15 protein-coding genes are annotated in these 14,983 nt (G+C 73.9%); 7 read left to right on the top strand and 8 right to left on the bottom strand.

Annotated elements, in window-relative coordinates; genetic code table 11:
• Positions 1-22 precede the first annotated feature (22 nt).
• Together ACZ5NJ_RS29355 and ligD are read right to left on the bottom strand one after the other, a co-directional pair.
• Entirely contained in the window at positions 23-931 is a 909-nt protein-coding gene (locus ACZ5NJ_RS29355) for an ATP-dependent DNA ligase (protein WP_468768686.1), read from the bottom strand.
• Positions 928-1,824, bottom strand: a complete 897-nt coding sequence (ligD, locus tag ACZ5NJ_RS29350; RefSeq protein WP_468768684.1) for a non-homologous end-joining DNA ligase — start codon at positions 1,822-1,824, stop codon at positions 928-930. The genes ACZ5NJ_RS29355 and ligD overlap by 4 nt, the downstream gene beginning before the upstream one ends.
• Before the next feature lie 31 nt (positions 1,825-1,855).
• Here ligD and ku point away from each other — a divergent pair, with 31 nt between their 5' ends.
• On the top strand, positions 1,856-2,971 hold the full coding sequence (gene ku, locus ACZ5NJ_RS29345) for a non-homologous end joining protein Ku (protein WP_468768683.1): 1,116 nt from the start codon (positions 1,856-1,858) through the stop codon (positions 2,969-2,971).
• Positions 2,972-3,129: 158 nt separating this feature from the next.
• Here the strand turns inward: ku and ACZ5NJ_RS29340 are convergent, their stop codons facing one another.
• Positions 3,130-3,936: an NERD domain-containing protein gene (locus tag ACZ5NJ_RS29340; protein ID WP_468768681.1), complete on the bottom strand. Its 807-nt coding sequence runs from the start codon at positions 3,934-3,936 to the stop codon at positions 3,130-3,132.
• A 177-nt stretch (positions 3,937-4,113) separates the two neighbouring features.
• On the opposite strand from ACZ5NJ_RS29340, the gene ACZ5NJ_RS29335 reads away from it, so the two are divergent.
• From ACZ5NJ_RS29335 to ACZ5NJ_RS29325, 3 genes are all read left to right on the top strand, one after another.
• Complete coding sequence (locus ACZ5NJ_RS29335) at positions 4,114-4,716, top strand: hypothetical protein (RefSeq protein WP_468768679.1); 603 nt, start codon at positions 4,114-4,116, stop codon at positions 4,714-4,716.
• Between the two features lie 145 nt (positions 4,717-4,861).
• Entirely contained in the window at positions 4,862-5,605 is a 744-nt protein-coding gene (locus tag ACZ5NJ_RS29330) for a hypothetical protein (protein WP_468768677.1), read from the top strand.
• Complete coding sequence (locus ACZ5NJ_RS29325) at positions 5,602-6,837, top strand: histidine kinase dimerization/phospho-acceptor domain-containing protein (RefSeq protein WP_468768675.1); 1,236 nt, start codon at positions 5,602-5,604, stop codon at positions 6,835-6,837. The genes ACZ5NJ_RS29330 and ACZ5NJ_RS29325 overlap by 4 nt, the downstream gene beginning before the upstream one ends.
• 66 nt (positions 6,838-6,903) lie before the next feature.
• On the opposite strand, the gene ACZ5NJ_RS29320 is transcribed toward ACZ5NJ_RS29325, so the two are convergent.
• The 3 genes from ACZ5NJ_RS29320 to ACZ5NJ_RS29310 are packed head-to-tail and all read right to left on the bottom strand — an operon-like array spanning position 6,904 to position 8,889.
• A complete protein-coding gene (locus tag ACZ5NJ_RS29320; RefSeq protein WP_468768673.1) occupies positions 6,904-7,182 on the bottom strand; it encodes a hypothetical protein in 279 nt (92 codons plus the stop codon).
• Between the two features lie 10 nt (positions 7,183-7,192).
• On the bottom strand, positions 7,193-7,921 hold the full coding sequence (locus ACZ5NJ_RS29315) for a TetR/AcrR family transcriptional regulator (protein ID WP_468768671.1): 729 nt from the start codon (positions 7,919-7,921) through the stop codon (positions 7,193-7,195).
• 38 nt (positions 7,922-7,959) lie between these two features.
• Positions 7,960-8,889 carry an AurF N-oxygenase family protein gene (locus tag ACZ5NJ_RS29310; protein WP_468768669.1) on the bottom strand — a complete coding sequence of 310 codons (930 nt, stop codon included), beginning with the start codon at positions 8,887-8,889 and terminating at the stop codon, positions 7,960-7,962.
• Positions 8,890-9,066: 177 nt separating this feature from the next.
• Between ACZ5NJ_RS29310 and ACZ5NJ_RS29305 the strand changes: the two genes are divergently transcribed.
• Positions 9,067-10,185, top strand: a complete 1,119-nt coding sequence (locus ACZ5NJ_RS29305) for a ferritin-like domain-containing protein (RefSeq protein ID WP_468768667.1) — start codon at positions 9,067-9,069, stop codon at positions 10,183-10,185.
• A 157-nt stretch (positions 10,186-10,342) separates the two neighbouring features.
• Here the strand turns inward: ACZ5NJ_RS29305 and ACZ5NJ_RS29300 are convergent, their stop codons facing one another.
• On the bottom strand, positions 10,343-11,803 hold the full coding sequence (locus tag ACZ5NJ_RS29300) for a penicillin-binding transpeptidase domain-containing protein (RefSeq protein ID WP_468768666.1): 1,461 nt from the start codon (positions 11,801-11,803) through the stop codon (positions 10,343-10,345).
• Entirely contained in the window at positions 11,800-13,164 is a 1,365-nt protein-coding gene (locus ACZ5NJ_RS29295) for an FtsW/RodA/SpoVE family cell cycle protein (RefSeq protein ID WP_468768663.1), read from the bottom strand. Before ACZ5NJ_RS29295 ends, ACZ5NJ_RS29300 begins: the two co-directional genes overlap by 4 nt.
• Before the next feature lie 110 nt (positions 13,165-13,274).
• Here ACZ5NJ_RS29295 and ACZ5NJ_RS29290 point away from each other — a divergent pair, with 110 nt between their 5' ends.
• Both ACZ5NJ_RS29290 and ACZ5NJ_RS29285 read left to right on the top strand, forming a co-directional pair.
• Entirely contained in the window at positions 13,275-13,667 is a 393-nt protein-coding gene (locus tag ACZ5NJ_RS29290) for a DUF6325 family protein (protein WP_468768662.1), read from the top strand.
• Positions 13,667-14,110, top strand: a complete 444-nt coding sequence (locus ACZ5NJ_RS29285) for an SHOCT domain-containing protein (RefSeq protein WP_468768660.1) — start codon at positions 13,667-13,669, stop codon at positions 14,108-14,110. Before ACZ5NJ_RS29290 ends, ACZ5NJ_RS29285 begins: the two co-directional genes overlap by 1 nt.
• Positions 14,111-14,983 lie beyond the last annotated feature (873 nt).

The raw sequence follows: 14,983 nt of genomic DNA, 5'->3' as shown, positions 1-14,983 counted from the left end.
CCGTGCCCCCCGGGGGTGCGGGTCAGAGGTCTGTCCGGAGGCGGAGCACCTCCGGTGGCGGGTGCCGCGTCGAGGCGTGGCGGACCTCGGCCGTCAGGGGCGGGTCCAGCGGGGTGTACGGGGTTTCGCCCAGGCCGACCGCCGTGACCGTCGGGGGCCGCGGGGGTGGCGGCGGGGCCACCGCGCCCCGCAGGGCCGCCACGAGGTCGGCCCGCAGGCCCGGTGCGAGGGGGCTCGACACCAGGGGGGTCTCCTCGTCCTCCCCCGGCAGGAGGAGCACGAGGGCGAGCGGGCGGCGCGCCGTACCGGTGTAGCCGATCGCCGCCGCGTCCCGGACGCTGGTGTGCCGCAGCTTGCGCCAGGCCCGGCGGCCCGACGGGTACGGCTGGTCCAGGCGTTTGACGACCAGCCCCTCGATGCCGCTCGCGGGCAGGGTCTCGTACCAGGTCTCCGCCAGTTCCGGGTCGGTCGTCATCGGCACCGGCTGCAGCGGCGGCCCGAGGGGGGCGAGGAGGTCGATCAGGAGGGCGCGGCGGCGCTCGTAGGACTGGGCGCGCACGTCGAGCCCGGCCAGCTCCAGGACGTCGAACGCCGCGTACGAGGCGGGGAGCGTACGGGCCAGGGACGCGGCCCTCGCCGGGGTGGCCGCCGCGCGCCGCTGGACCAGGGCGAACTCCGTGCGGCCGTCGTGCCAGACGACCACCTCCCCGTCCAGGACCGTCCGGGCCGGCAACTGCCGCGCCGCCGCCACCAGATCGGGGAAGGCGGCGGTGACGGTGCGGCCGGACCGGGCCTGGAGCACGACGCCCTCGGCCGTGCGCAGGACGACCATCCGGTGGCCGTCGAACTTCGGCTCGTAGGCCAGGCCGGGGCCGCGCGGCAGGCTGCGCACGGAGGCCGCCAGGGCCACCCGGACGGGCGGCGGGGTCATCGGAAGGCCCCGGGGAGCGGGCCGGCCAGGGCGGGGTCCAGGAGGGGGGCGAGGAGGTCGCCGTCGCGGTCGAGGCGGGGCGGGATGTCGTCGGCGAGGAAGACCAGGTCGTCCGGGTCACGGCAGGCCTCGACCTCGGCCCAGGTGACCGGGGCGGAGGCGGTCGGCCGCGGGCGGGCGCGCAGGGTGTAGGGGGCGGCGGTGGTCTTGGCGGCGGCGTTCTGGCTGTGGTCGACGAAGACCTTGCCGGGGCGCAGCGCCTTGGCCATGCGGTGCACGACGAGGCCGGGCAGGGTCGCCTCGGCCTCCTGCGCGAGGTGCTTGGCGTACGCGGACACCCGGGCGGACGGGGTCGGCTCCACGGCGACGGACAGGTGCAGGCCCTTGGAGCCGGAGGTCTTGGCGTACGCGTGCAGCCCGTCGGCGGCGAGGCGGTCGCGCAGCCAGAGGGCCACGGGGCGGCACTCGACGATGGTGGCGGGCGGGCCGGGGTCGAGGTCGAAGACGATCCGGTCGGCGACCGCGGGGCTGGCGGCGGGCCACTGGTGGACGTGGAACTCGACGACCAGGTTGGCGGCCCAGACGAGGGCCGGCAGGTCGGATACGAGCACCTGTTCGGCTCCGGGGTCCTCGGAGCGGGGCACGGGGGCGGTCTTCACCCAGGCGGGGGTGCCGGGCGGCGGGTTCTTGGTGAAGAACAGCTGGCCGTCGGGGCCGTCCGGATAGCGAAGGAAGGAGACCGGGCGGTCATGGATGTGCGCGAGGAGGGCAGGCGCCACGGTGGCGTAGTAGTGCAGCACCTCGCCCTTGGTGAAGCCGGTCCGCGGATACAGGACCTTGTCCAGGTTGCTGAGCGCGATGCGACGCCCCTCCACCAACGTGATCGGCGTCATACGATGAGATTGCCACGAATCAGGAGGAACCGTGCGATCCATTTGGAATGGGGCGATTTCCTTCGGCCTGGTCAGCATCCCGATCAAGCTCGTGAACGCCACCGAGAGCCACTCGATCTCCTTCCGCCAGATCCACGTGACGGACGGCGGGCGCGTCCGCTACCGCAAGGTGTGCGAGCTGGACGGCGAGGAGGTGTCGTCGGACGAGATCGGGAAGGGGTACGAGGAGGCGGACGGGTCGATCGTGCCGATCACGGACGAGGACCTGTCGCAGCTGCCGATCGCCACGGCGAAGACGATCGAGATCGTGTCGTTCGTGCCGGCCGACCAGATCGATCCCCTTCAGATGGATTCCGCGTACTACCTGGCGGCGAACGGGGCCACGGCCGCGAAGCCCTACACCCTGCTGCGCGAGGCGCTGAAGCGGAGCCGGAAGGTGGCCATCGCCAAGTTCGCGCTGCGGGGGCGGGAGCGGCTGGGGATGCTCCGGGTGGTGGACGACGTCATCGCCATGCACGGCCTGTTGTGGCCGGACGAGATCCGCACGCCGGAGGGCGTGGCACCGGAGGCGTCGGTCTCGGTGCGGGAGGCGGAGCTGGACCTGGCGGACGCGCTGATGGCCACGCTGGGGGAGGTGGAGCTCTCCTCCCTGCGGGACGAGTACCGCGAGGCCGTGGAGGCGATGATCACGGCGAAGGCGGGCGGCGCGTTCGAGCCCTCGGAGGCCGTGGTGGAGCCGGCCGGCGGGCAGGTCATCGACCTGATGGCGGCGCTGGAGAGCAGCGTGCGGGCGGCCCGGGCCTCCCGGGGCGAGGACACCGGCGCGGGCGGCGGCGAGGGTGGCGGCGAGGCCGAGGTCACGCCGATCCGGAGGAAGACGGCGGCGGCGCCGAAGGCGGTGGGCGGGAAGAAGTCGACCGCGTCGGGGGCCCGCAAGAGCAGCGGCGCCACGAAGTCCACCGCGAGGAAGTCCCTTTCGAAGACGACGGCCGGCAAGTCGGCCGCCAAGAAGGCCGCTTCGAGTACGAAGTCCACGGCGAAGGCCACGGCGAAGTCCACCTCGGCGGCGACCGCGAAGAAGACCGCGGCCGGGGCCCGGGCCGGGACGGCGAAGAAGGCCGCGCCGCGGAAGCGGAGTTCGGCCTGAGGGACTACGGGACGGCACCGCTCGGCTCGGCCCCGCTCGGCTCGGCCCCGCTCGCCACGGCACCGCTCGACACGGCACCGTTCGGCACCGCTCGGCTCGGCCCGGCCCGGCCTCGGCGGGTTACCGCCGGACGGGTTGCCTCCCGGCGGCCCGTCCGCTCAGCCCGTCCACGTCGTCGCCGTGCGGGCCAGCGTGAACAGGGCCTCGACGTCCGGGGCCTTGAGGGTCGCCGGGATGGCGCGGAGCGTGGCCGCCAGGGTCGGGGGCTGGAGGACCAGGACGTCCCGGAGGGTCGGGGCCGTCTCCACCCGGGAGGCGTCCGCCACGGCCAGGGCCGGGGTGACCGGGGACGCCAGGACGCGGGCCGCGCGGGCCGCCGCCCGGCGGATCCACCGGGGGTCGGGGGTGGGGGTGCCCCGGCCCACCGTGAGGAGGAGATCGCCCACCTGGGCCCGCTGGCGCCGGCCCGGGACGCTCCGGAGGGCGAGGACGCCCGGCGGCCCGATGAGCAGGTGGTCCAGCAGGCCGAGCCCCGGCAGGGGGACGTCGTGCACGACCCGCCAGTCCGTGGCCTCCAGCCGGTCGAGCTCCGCGCCCGCGCGCTGGAGCGCCAGCAGCCGGCGGCGCATCCGGTGCCGGGCCCTGCCGCCGCCCGGCGCGCCGAACTCCAGTTCCCCGAGCAGGGTTTCGCCGGGACGGTTCGGGGCCAGGTCGCGGTCCGGGGGGAGGTGCAGGCGGCGCAGTTCGGCCGCGGTGGGGACGGGGGGCGGGCCGATGGTCCAGTCCCCGCCCAGGTACGGGCGCAGCGCGGCGAGTACGGCCTCACGCAGGTCGTGGTCGTCCGAGAGGACGCTGATCCGGTTGGTCTGCCGGTCGTACCAGGCCACCGCACGGCCGTCGGGCCGGTTGACGTAGAGCCGGCCGCGGCCGGGCCGTCCGCTCGGCAGCACCTTGAGTCCGCGCATCCGCCTCACCCCCGCCGTCCATGGGAGCAGGCGCCGCCGCCCTCGGCAATCCCTCGGACATGTAACAGCTCCGTCGGCTCGCTGCTGCCTTCCTGTTACAAGGCCAGTGCGCTACCGCAACAGCCCGCCCCTACGTTGGTGCCACCTGCCCGCACCGCCCGCCCCGAAGGACCTCCCGTGGACACCGTCAGCCGCCGCACCATCGTTCGCGCCACCGCCGTGACCGCATGCGCCGCGGCCCTGCTGGCGCTGCCCACCGCCGCCGCGCTCGCCGACGGGGTTCCGGCCGCGTCCGCCGCCGGCGTGCAGCGGACCCTCGTCGGCAGCCTCTCCCTCGCGGACGGCCGGTCGACCGCCAAGGTGTACCGCCTCGCGAAGGACGCCTACCAGGCGGAGATCGTGCGCGCGGGCGCCACGGTGGCGACGCTGACCAGCCGCGACGGGACCACGGGCGTGGGCGGGGCCGGCGAGCTGCACGCCGCGCTGCGGCCCGACGGACGGCTCTCCTCCTGGGTCGGCGACACCCCGGCGCAGGACGGCTCGCACGCGGTGGCCGGCGACGGCCACAAGACGGCGACCCGCCACGGCGCCGGCCAGGTGGTCCCGGCCGTCGCCGAGACCCACCACACCGCCGGCACGGCCGAGGCCCTGCGGCTGAACACCCTGGCCGACGGGCCGGGCGACGGGGTGCTGCTGCTCGCCGCCGGCGGCGGGATCGCGGCCGTGGGCGCGGCCGGACTCGGCTTCGCCATGCTGCGCCGGGGCCGCACGGACGGCTGACCCCTCGGGGCGGCGCCCGGCGTGCGGCGCGTACGGCCCGCCGCCGCTCGCAACGGAAATCCTAAAAGGGGTTTATCTCCGCATAAGGTGGTCGGGACGACGTCCCGACGACCGCCGATCCCCGCCGGAGAGGAGAGCCCGCCCCGTGCGCACGCCTTCCCTCCGTACGGCCGCGCTGCTGGTGCTGCTCCTGGCGCCGGCCGCCGGCTGCGGGAACACCGGCGGGCTCGCGGCCGCCGGGCCGACCCCGACGGCGCGGGGACCCGTACACCTGTGGCCCGAGCGCAAGGGCGCCGACGTGCCGCCCGCCGACCCCGGGGGCGCGCCGCCGGAGTACGTACCGGGCCTGCCGCCGGTCACCGGGCAGGACGTGCACTCCGTCGATCCGGTCGCCCTGGTGCAGGCCGAGCTGCGGGCGCATCCGGACATCTCCGTGGGCCCGGACGGGATGCCGCCGGAGACCGCCGCCGCGATCCGGGCGTGCGGGAGTGACGGACAGGCGCCGGGGGCGTGCCCGGTGCGGTCGCCGTACTACCGGGACCTGACGGGGAACGGCAAGGACGAGGTGGTGGTCGGGATCGAGTTCCCCGACCGGATGATGTCCGTACGCGTGTACACGGCGGACGCGGACGGGCGGCTCAACCGGATCATGGCGACGACGCAGACCGTGATCGGTGTGGAGCTGGCCGGACAGGACGTCATCCTGCGGGTGCCGAGCGGCAACCCCGGGTACGAGCTGATCACCGCGTGGTCGTGGGACGAGAAGCAGCGGACCATGCTGCCGGCGCGGGAGGAGATCGTACGGGTGCCCGCGGGGCCGGCCGGCGGCTCCGGCGCCGGTTCCGCACGGACCCCGGCGCCCGCGCCGGGGACGCGGGATGCGCCGTGAGACGGCTGCTGCCCGCCTGGACGGCCTCGCTGACCTGGAAGTCCGTGTGCTTCATCGTGGGGATGTGCTGCTCGCTCGCGGTGGTGCTGGGCGTGCTCGTGCACGTCGAGGTGACCCGGCAGACCGTCGCCACGGCCCGCGACAAGGCCCTGGGCAGGCTGCACGACGCCACCCGCGCGTACGAGGCCGGCGAGGCCCTGCCGCGCGGGGCGGGGCTCGACCCCGCGGGGCTGCCGCCGTCGCTGCGGGCGCTGGCGGTGAGCGGGCGGCGCGGGACCATGGTGGCCGAGGACCGGCGCGGTCGGCCGGTGATGTGGGCGGCGGCGCCGGCCGACGGGCGGGCGCTGGCCACGACCGTCGACTACGGGCAGAGCGCGCGCACCATCAGGGGGCTGGACAACGCGATCATCGGCTCGTCGGTGCTGGCCATCGGCGGGACCCTGCTGGTCGGCGCCTTCGCGGTGACGCGGGTGACGCGGCGGCTGCACCAGACGGCGACGGTCGCACGGCGGATCACCCAGGGGGACCTGGACGCGCGGGTCGAGGACCCGCGGGCGGAGGACCCCTCACGGCACCCGGACGAGGTGTCGACGGTGGCGGGAGCGCTGGACACGATGGCGGGGACCCTGCAGCGGAAGCTGCAGAACGAGCAGCGGTTCACGGCCGACGTCGCGCACGAGCTCCGTACCCCGCTGACCGGCCTGCAGGCGGCGTCGGAGCTGCTGCCGGAGGGGCGGCCGACGGAACTGGTCCGCGAGCGGGTGCGCACGATGCGGCAGCTGACGGAGGACCTGCTGGAGATTTCCCGGCTGGACTCCGGGACCGAGCGCGTGGACACCGATCTGCACCAGCTGGCACGGCTGGCCCGCAGGGTGGTCAGGGCGTCGGGGACGGACACGGAGGTGGTGGTCGTCCGGGACGCGCACGTGGAGACGGACCGGCGGCGGCTGGAGCGGGTGCTGGGCAACCTGGTGGTGAACGCGCACCGGCACGGGCGGGCTCCGGTGGTGGTGACGGTGGACGGGCCGGTGGTCTCGGTACGGGACCACGGGGACGGCTACCCGCAGTACCTGCTGGACGGGGGGCCGCAGCGGTTCCGCAGCGGGGGCAAGGGCCACGGGCTGGGTCTGACGATCGCGGCGGGCCAGGCGGAGGCCATCGGCGCCGGACTGGACTTCCGCACGGCGGAGGGCGGCGGCGCACTGGCGGTGCTGACGCTGCCGGGCGCGTAGCGGCGCGGACGCGCAGGGCGCGGCGGGGCGGGCCGGGCCCGGGCCGGCCGGGTTCCGCCCCGCCGCTCAGGGCTCGTCGCGCTTCGGGCGCTTGCGCCAGGGCAGGCCGAGCCTCGGCTTCTCGCCCGTCGGGCGGTACGCGTACTTCCAGCCCTTCTGGAGCCCCAGCCGCTTCGTGTACCCCGACGGCACCCGCTCGTACAGCAGGACGGTCGGCGGTCCGCCGTCGGCCGCCGGGACGGGGATCTCGTACCACTTCGGCGGGTGTCCCGTCGGGCCGAGGAGGATCGGGAGGACCCGGCCGTCCATCGGGCCGCCCTCGAAGGGGGTCGGTGCGCTCTTCACCCCACCAGTCTCACAGCAGGTGGGCGGCTTCGGAGACCACCGGGATGACGCGGCGGGCGAGGATGCCCGCCGGGCCGTCCGGGCGTTCCAGGGCGAGGGCGGCGCGGGCGGCGCCGGCCGTTTCGGGGTCGGTGGCGGCGGTGGCGGTCAGGAGGGCGATGAACTGGTCGACCAGCCAGTCGCGCAGGGTGGCCGCCTCCGGTTGTTTGCCCTCGTCCAGCCAGATGAGGGAGGCGGCCTCGACCGCCGTGATCCAGGTGCGGACCATCATCCTGAGCCGGGCGCCGGGCCCGGGGGCGGGGACGTCCAGGTGGAGGAGGATCTGTTCGGCGGCCGCGCGGCGGATGCCGTCCACGGTGGCGGTGGTGCGGGAGGTCTCCACGACGCTGCCGCCCTGGAGGAGGGCGGCGAAGCCGGCGTCGTGTTCGTCGACGAAGGCCAGGTAGCGGTCGAGGACCCGGGAGAGCCGGCCGGTGAGGGGGCCGGTCTGGGGTTCGGCGAAGCACAGTTCCAGGACGTCCGCCGCCGACCGCAGGGCGGCCTCGTACAGCTGCTGTTTGCCGCCGGGGAAGTAGCGGTAGACCAGCGGCCGCGAGACGCCCGCGGCCTCGGCGACGTCGTCGAGGGAGATCTCCTCGGGGGCCCGGTGCGCGAACAGCGACAGGGCCGCGTCGAGGAGTTGGGCCCGCCGCTCCTCGACGCTCAGCCGGCGGTAGGCGCGTACGGTGCGCACGGTCATGTCCGCAGCGTAGACGTACGGTGCGGCGCGCGGGGGGCTTACGCGAGGAGGCCGGAGCTCTTCCACAGGCGGCGGCCGGGCCCGCGCAGGACGCCGATGTCGTCGAGGAAGTCGGTGAGCCGCTTGGCGCCGGTCTGCATGACCTCGCGACGGTGGCCGCTGGCCTTGACCTGGGCGACGGCTTCGCGGCGGTCGAGGCCGACGTTGTCGTAGACGGCCGGGTTGACGAAGGCGAGGGAGAAGACGCGGGCGGCCTCGCCGCAGCTGAGCCGGGTGAGTTCGCGCTCCCAGCGGGGGGCGGTGAGCATCTGGCGGCGCAGCTCCTCGCGGGCGTAGCGGACGTGCCGGGCCTCCTCGACGACGTGGATGCGGGTCACGCCGCGGACGAGGGGCTGGATGCGCTCGTCGGGGAAGGTGAGGCGCTGCATCCAGTCGAGGATCTCCTCGCCGAGGAGGGTGCAGGCGAAGGAACCGGGGGTGGTGGAGATCGTCTTCAGGATCCGCGCGAGGTTGTGGTTGGCGCGGGAGACGGGGTAGGCGGGGGCGCCGCCCGTCTGGATCATGCGGGCGAACATCATCGAGTGGCGGCACTCGTCGGCGATCTCGGTGAGGGCGTAGCGGACGTGGTTGCTGGTCAGCGGCTTGTCGTAGATGTGCCGGACGAGGAGCTGCATGAGGATGATCTCGAACCAGATGCCGAGCGAGGCGAGGGCGGCGGCCTCGTGGCGGGAGAGTTCGATGCGCTGCTCCTCCCCCATCTTCTTCCACAGCGGGGTGTCGTAGAGGGAGAGGAGCTCGGGCGGCCAGTAGTACTTGCCGTCGACGGGCGGGGCCTCCCAGTCGAGCTCCTTGTCGGGGTCGAAGGAGTGCTTGGCGGAGGATTCGAGCAGGCGCTCGGCGATCTGTTCGCGGTCCTTGAGGAGGCCGAGGGCGTCCCTCAGCGCGGCTCGCTGCGTCACGGTCGTCATGGCTTGGGGCACCTCGGCGGTCGGGTTACCGGCGGTCATCTCTTATAAGACTGCTTGTCAGCAAGGTCGTCAATCCCCCGCGCACGACTTGTTGACCCCGTGTCTACCAACGTGTGACGCTGCCAACTGTCCAGTCCTGTACGGCAGTACGGCAGCACGTGAGACGAGGAGGCGTCAGTGTCGACGCACGAGCTCTACACCACGGCCCCGGGCGAGGGCGTCTGGCAGGTGCCCAGCACCGGCTCGGCCCGCTTCAGCTGGGAGTACGACGAGGGCCGCGAACGCCTCCTCGCGCTCTACCAGAAGGGCAAGGACAAGCAGTGGGACGGCGCCAAGCGCATCGACTGGGACGTCGAGGTGGACCCGTACGACCCGCTCGGCACTCCCGACGAGGTGCTGACGCTGTACGGGACGCGGCACTGGGCCAAGCTCACCGAGAAGGACAAGGGCGAGCTGCGCCGCCACTACGCCGCCTGGAACTTCAGCCAGTTCCTCCACGGCGAGCAGGGCGCGATGGTGTGCGCGGCGCGCATCGTGGAGTCCGTGCCGGACCTGGACGCCAAGTTCTACTCCGCCACCCAGACCATGGACGAGGCCCGGCACGCCGAGGTCTTCGGGCGCTTCCTGCACGAGAAGGTCGGGATGCTCTACCCGATCAACGACAGCCTCCAGGGGCTGCTCGGCGACACCCTGCGCGACTCCCGCTGGGACATGCCGTACCTGGGCATGCAGGTGCTCATCGAGGGGCTGGCGCTGGCCGCGTTCGGGATGATCCGCGACACGACGGACAAGCCGCTGCCGAAGCAGATCCTCGCCTACGTGATGCAGGACGAGGCCCGGCACGTGGCCTTCGGACGGATGGCCCTGCGCGACTACTACCGGCAGCTGACGGACGCCGAACTGCGCGAGCGCGAGGAGTTCGTCATCGAGGGCTGCCACCTGATGCGGGACCGCCTGCGCGGGGTGGAGGTCCTGGAGAACTTCGGCATCCCGCGCCGGGAGGCGGAGGAGTTCTCCGAGCAGTCGGAGTTCCTGCACCTGTTCCGCAGGCTGCTCTTCAGCCGGATCGTGCCCTGCGTCAAGGACATCGGGCTGTGGGGCGAACGGCTGCAGAAGGCCTACCTGGACATGGGCGTCTTCGACATGGGCGACTCCAACCTGGACCTGCTGATGACCCAGGACGAGGAGATCGCCGAAGCCCTCGACCGCGAACGCTTCGCGGCCGAGGAGCGGGAGCGCGTGGCGGAGGTGGAGGCCACCGTCCAGGAGGGCGCGCAGGGCCAAGAGGTGTCCTAGGGGGTGTCCGCAAAGTCCCGCCTGCCCCGCGACGCCCGGCACGCCCTGCGGGCGGCCGACGCTACTTTGCGGACACCCCCTAGGGCTCTGCCGGCCTCCGCCCGCGGGCGCCCGCGCGGTCGCGGTTCCACCCGATGGACGCGGCGGGCCCCCCGTCTCACCGGCCGGCCAGGGCCGCCCGCATCATCGTGCGGGCGATCGGGGCCGCCGCGCCGTTGCCGCTGATGTCGCCGCGCACCGCCGAGGCGTCCTCCACCACCACCGCGACCGCCACCGCGGGCTGCGGCGCGCCCTCCGCGGCCGCCCAGCCGATGAACCAGGCGTAGGGCGTGCCCGCGTTGCCGACGCCGTGCTGGGCCGTGCCCGTCTTGCCGCCGACCCGCGCGCCCGGGATCGCCGCGTTGCGCCCCGTACCCTCCTCCACCACCTTCACCATCAGCTCCTGCATCCGCACGGCCGTGGGCGCGCTCATGGCCCGGCCCAGGGTGCGCGGGGCCGGGCGCCGCACCAGGCCGCCGCCGTGCCGGGTCGTACGGTCCACCAGGCAGGGGATCTCGATCTCGCCGCCGTTGGCCACCGCCGCCGCCACCATCGCCATCTGCAGCGGCGTGGCCTTGGTGTTGAACTGCCCGATCGCGGACAGGGCCAGTTGGTCCGGGCTCATGTCGGTGTCGAAGTTCGACCGCGAGACCCAGGACGGCACCCGCAGCCCCTCGTCGTTGAAGCCGAACCGCTCCGCCGCCTCCACCATCCCGCGCAGACCCACCCGCACCCCGATGCCGGCCATCACCGTGTTGCAGGACCACTGCACCGCCTCCGCCATCGAGGCGTCCTCACAGCCCGTCCCCGCGTTCGGCAGCAGGGTGGTGGTGCCCGGGAGGGTGTACGGATCCGGGGTGCGGGTGGGGGCGTCCACGTCCGTGACCACCCCCGCGTCCAGGGCCGCGGCCGCCGTCACGATCTTGAAGGTGGAGCCCGGCGGATACGTCTCGCGCAGCGCCCGGTTGAGCATCGGCTTGGCGGGGTCCGCGTTCAGTCGCGACCAGGCCTCCTTGACCTTCGCACCGGTCCCGGAGAGCAGACCCGGGTCGTACGAGGGGCTGCTGACCAGGGCCAGGATCCGCCCCGTCGCCGGCTCCAGCGCGACCGCCGCGCCCCGTTTGCCGCCGAGCCCCCGGTAGGCGGCCCGCTGGACCGCGGCGCGCAGGGTGGTCGCGGCGTCGCCTCCGTCGGGGCGGCCGCGCGCGAGGTCGTACCAAAGGGGGAAGGCGGACAGCCCGGGGTCGGTGCCGGCCAGCACGGCGTCCTCGGCGCGCTCGACGAAGCTGGTCCCGTACGTCTGCGAGGAGAAGCCGGTGACGGGCGCGTACAGCGGGCCGTCGGTGTAGGTCCGCTCGTAGCGCAGCAGCTGGCCGCTGTCGCGGGAGCCGGTGACCGGCCGGCCGTCGACGAGGAGGTTGCCTCGGGGCTGGGCGTAGCGCTCGATGGCGGGGCGCTTGTTGGCCGGGTTCGCGCCGTAGGCGGCGGATTCCCAGACCTGCACGCGGGCCACGTTGACCAGCAGGGCGGCGAGGAGCAGTACGCAGAAGTACGCGCACCAGCGGATGTAGCGGATCATCCGGCCACCCCGGCGCCGCGGGCGGTGTCGCTGAGCCGGACCAGCAGCGCGACGATGATCCAGTTGGTGACGACGGAGGAGCCGCCCTGCGCCAGGAAGGGCATGGCCATGCCGGTGAGCGGGATCAGCCCGGTGACCCCGCCCGCGATGACGAAGACCTGGAGGGCGACGATCGAGGCGAGCCCGGTGGCGAGCAGCCGCCCGAAGGGGTCGCGCAGGGCGAGCCCGGCACGGAAGCCCCGGGAGACGAGGAGCCCGTAGAGGAGCAGCAGGGCGGTGAGGCCGACGAGGCCGAGCTCCTCCCCCGCGGTGGCGAGGACGAAGTCCGATTTGGCGGCGAAGCCGATGAGGAAGGAGTGGCCGTGGCCGAGGCCGGCCCCGAGGAGACCGCCGGCGGCGAAGGCGAAGAGGGACTGGGCGAGCTGGCCGGGGCCTTCGCCGCGTTCGATGGAGGCGAAAGGATTCATCCAGTCCTGGACGCGGCTGTGGACGTGCGGTTCCAGAATTCCGACGGCGTACGCGCCGAGCGCGGCGAGCACCAGGCCGACGGCGATCCAGCCGATCCGGCCGGTGGCGGTGAACAGCATGATCACGAAGAGGCCGAAGAAGAGGAGCGAGGTGCCGAGGTCCCGCTCCAGGACGAGGACCCCGACGCTGAGCAGCCAGATCGCGAGGATCGGCCCGAGGACCCGGCCGGGCAGGAGCCGCAGCTTCCAGAAGAGCCGGCGGCCGGTGAGGGCGAGGGCGGTGCGGTTGGCGGCGAGATAGGAGGCGAAGAAGACGGCGAGCAGGATCTTGGCGAACTCCCCCGGCTGGAAGGAGAACCCGGCGAAGCGGATCCAGATGTGGGCGCCGTTGACAGCCGGGAAGAAGACCGGGACGAGCATCAGCGCGAGCGCGGCGGTGACGGAGAGGTAGGCGTACCGCTGGAGCGCGCGGTGGTCGCGCAGCCCGACGACGACGAGGGCGAACAGCCCCACCCCCAGCGCCGACCACCGCAGCTGGTCCCCCGCCCCCGCCTCGCCCGGGGTGGCGAGGTCGAGCCGCTCGATGAACACCAGGCCGAGGCCGTTGAGGAGCACGGCGATGGGGAGGAGCACCGGGTCGGCGTACGGGGCCCGGATCCGCACGGCGAGGTGCGCGAGCAGCGCGGCCCCGGCCAGCCCGGCCGCGTAGCGGGGGGTGGAGGTCGGCACCCCGCCGGCGAGGCCCACGTAGGCGTGGCCCAGCGCGCAGATCAGGACGGCTCCGGCGAGGAGCGTCAGCTCGATGCCCCGGCGTCGGGGGGAGCGGACGCCGGGGAGCGGGGGCGGAGCGGGTTCCGGCTCCGTCACCTTCGCCGTCAGGGCTGGCGGGGGCATACGGGAAACGTAGCAAGCCAAGCACCCCTATGTCCGGTTATGCCATAGTCTGCCGAAGAGTCGTCAGAAACGGTCGAGAGTGCCATTGCGAGGAGCGGGAGCCGAGCCTTATGGGACCTGTGGAATTCATCGTCCTCGCCTTCCCGGAGGAACAGCTCCGGGTCCCGGCGGTCGAGGCCGTGATGGGACTGCGCAAGACCGGGGTGGTGCGGCTCATCGACGGCCTCGTCACGACGAAGACGGCGTCGGGGCAGGTGCTGGCGGCGGAGTTCGACGAGTTCGTGGAACTGCGCGGCCTCCTGGCGGGCCGTGACGTGGCCCGGCTCATCGGCCCGGAGGACGTGCGCGAGGCGGCGGAGCTCCTGGACCGGGGCAGCTGCGCGCTGCTGCTGGTGGTCGAACACGTCTGGGCACAGGACGCGGCCGTCGCGGTACGGGCGGCGGGCGGACGGATCGTGGGCTCGGTCCGGATCCCGGCGGAGCGGGTCGAGGTGGTGGCCTGATGTTCATCCGCCCGGTGAACGTGACGGTGACGGCGGCGACCCGCCCGCCGGGCCGCCCCCTGCTGCGGGGCCTGCTGCGGCGGGCGGCGGGAGCGGCGGAGTGGAGCCAGGACGCGGAGCCCGGGCGGGCCGGAGACACCGCCGAGGAAGCCCTGGCGGAGGCCTTCGCGGAGGACGAGGCCGAGGCCCTGGCGGAGGCGGGGGCGGCGGAGGCGGAGGCGGAGGGCACGGCCGGGCGGGCGGAGGGCGCGGAGGGCGCGGAGGCCGAGGCCCTGTCCCGCCCGGGGCCGTGGCCGACCTCCCCGCCCCGCGCCCCCGCGCCTGGCCCCACCCCGCAGGGCACCCTGGTCGCGGAGCTCACCCAACTGGCCGACCTCACCCGGGAGGGCCTGCTGACCCCCGAGGAGTTCACCCGGGCCAAGGGACGCCTGCTGGAGGGGTGAGGGGGCGGGGCGGGGTCGGGGGGACCGGGTCTCGGCGGGGCGGTCTCAGGGAGGGGTTGGGGCTTTCCCGTCAGTCTCATCGTCCTTCCGTGTCGGGCCGGCCTGTCAAGGGCGCTCCTTCGTCGCGTCGCTGCGCGATGGCCTTCGGCCACCCTTGACAGACCGTCCCGCCACGGAAAAACGAAGACTGCCGGGAAACCCCCAAAGAAACGGGACGGATGTACGTGAGACATCCGGCCGGATCAGGGAGCAGTCGGGATGGTCGGGGGCCGGCAGACCGGGCATCCGGCCCCCGTCAGCCGCATTCGGGGCCGCCCTCCGCGTCAGATCGCTACGCGCTCCTCTCTGCTTAGCGTCCGCCGCCCGTCTGGGCTCTCTGCCCGCACCCAAGGACGACGGGATCGTCATCCGGGGCGGGTGGGCGCGTCAGATCGCTACGCGCTCCTCATTTCCCAGCGTCGGGCAGCCGTCTGGGGCTGATACCCGCACGAAAGGACGATCAGGACGCCATTCGGGCTTCCCGGCGCCCCAGATCGCTACGCGCTCCTCATTTCTCGGCGTCCAGGGGTGGTCGTGGGCTGGGATGCCCTGCCACTCGTCGTCTGGTGCGGTCAGAGAGCCAAGACGGCCCCCGGACGCCGAGATATGAGGAGCGCGTAGCGATCAGGCGCGCCGGGGAGCCCGAATGACGACTTCATCGTCCTTGGGCGCAGGTATCAGCCCCAGACGGCAGCCAGACGCCGAGATGAGAGGAGCGCGTAGCGATCTGACGCGCCCTCCGGCCCCGGATGACGACTCCGTCGTCCCCGGGCGACGGCAGCGAGCCCAGACGGGCGGCGGACGCTAAGCCGGGAGGAGCGCGTAGCGATCTGA

This window comes from Streptomyces sp. NPDC032091, from assembly GCF_055580265.1.
Note: the sequence above shows the minus strand (reverse complement) of the source record. Positions and strands in the feature narration are given on the sequence as shown.

Excerpts from the sequence above, each read along its gene's own strand:
- ACZ5NJ_RS29315 (WP_468768671.1), bottom strand. The coding sequence starts at position 7,921 with ATGACCGTGCGCACCGTACGCGCCTACCGCCGGCTGAGCGTCGAGGAG.
- ACZ5NJ_RS29310 (WP_468768669.1), bottom strand. The coding sequence starts at position 8,889 with ATGACGACCGTGACGCAGCGAGCCGCGCTGAGGGACGCCCTCGGCCTC.
- ACZ5NJ_RS29295 (WP_468768663.1), bottom strand. The coding sequence starts at position 13,164 with ATGCCCCCGCCAGCCCTGACGGCGAAGGTGACGGAGCCGGAACCCGCT.
- ACZ5NJ_RS29340 (WP_468768681.1), bottom strand. The coding sequence starts at position 3,936 with ATGCGCGGACTCAAGGTGCTGCCGAGCGGACGGCCCGGCCGCGGCCGG.
- ACZ5NJ_RS29300 (WP_468768666.1), bottom strand. The coding sequence starts at position 11,803 with ATGATCCGCTACATCCGCTGGTGCGCGTACTTCTGCGTACTGCTCCTC.
- ACZ5NJ_RS29290 (WP_468768662.1), top strand. The coding sequence starts at position 13,275 with ATGGGACCTGTGGAATTCATCGTCCTCGCCTTCCCGGAGGAACAGCTC.
- ACZ5NJ_RS29285 (WP_468768660.1), top strand. The coding sequence starts at position 13,667 with ATGTTCATCCGCCCGGTGAACGTGACGGTGACGGCGGCGACCCGCCCG.
- ligD (WP_468768684.1), bottom strand. The coding sequence starts at position 1,824 with ATGACGCCGATCACGTTGGTGGAGGGGCGTCGCATCGCGCTCAGCAAC.
- ACZ5NJ_RS29355 (WP_468768686.1), bottom strand. The coding sequence starts at position 931 with ATGACCCCGCCGCCCGTCCGGGTGGCCCTGGCGGCCTCCGTGCGCAGC.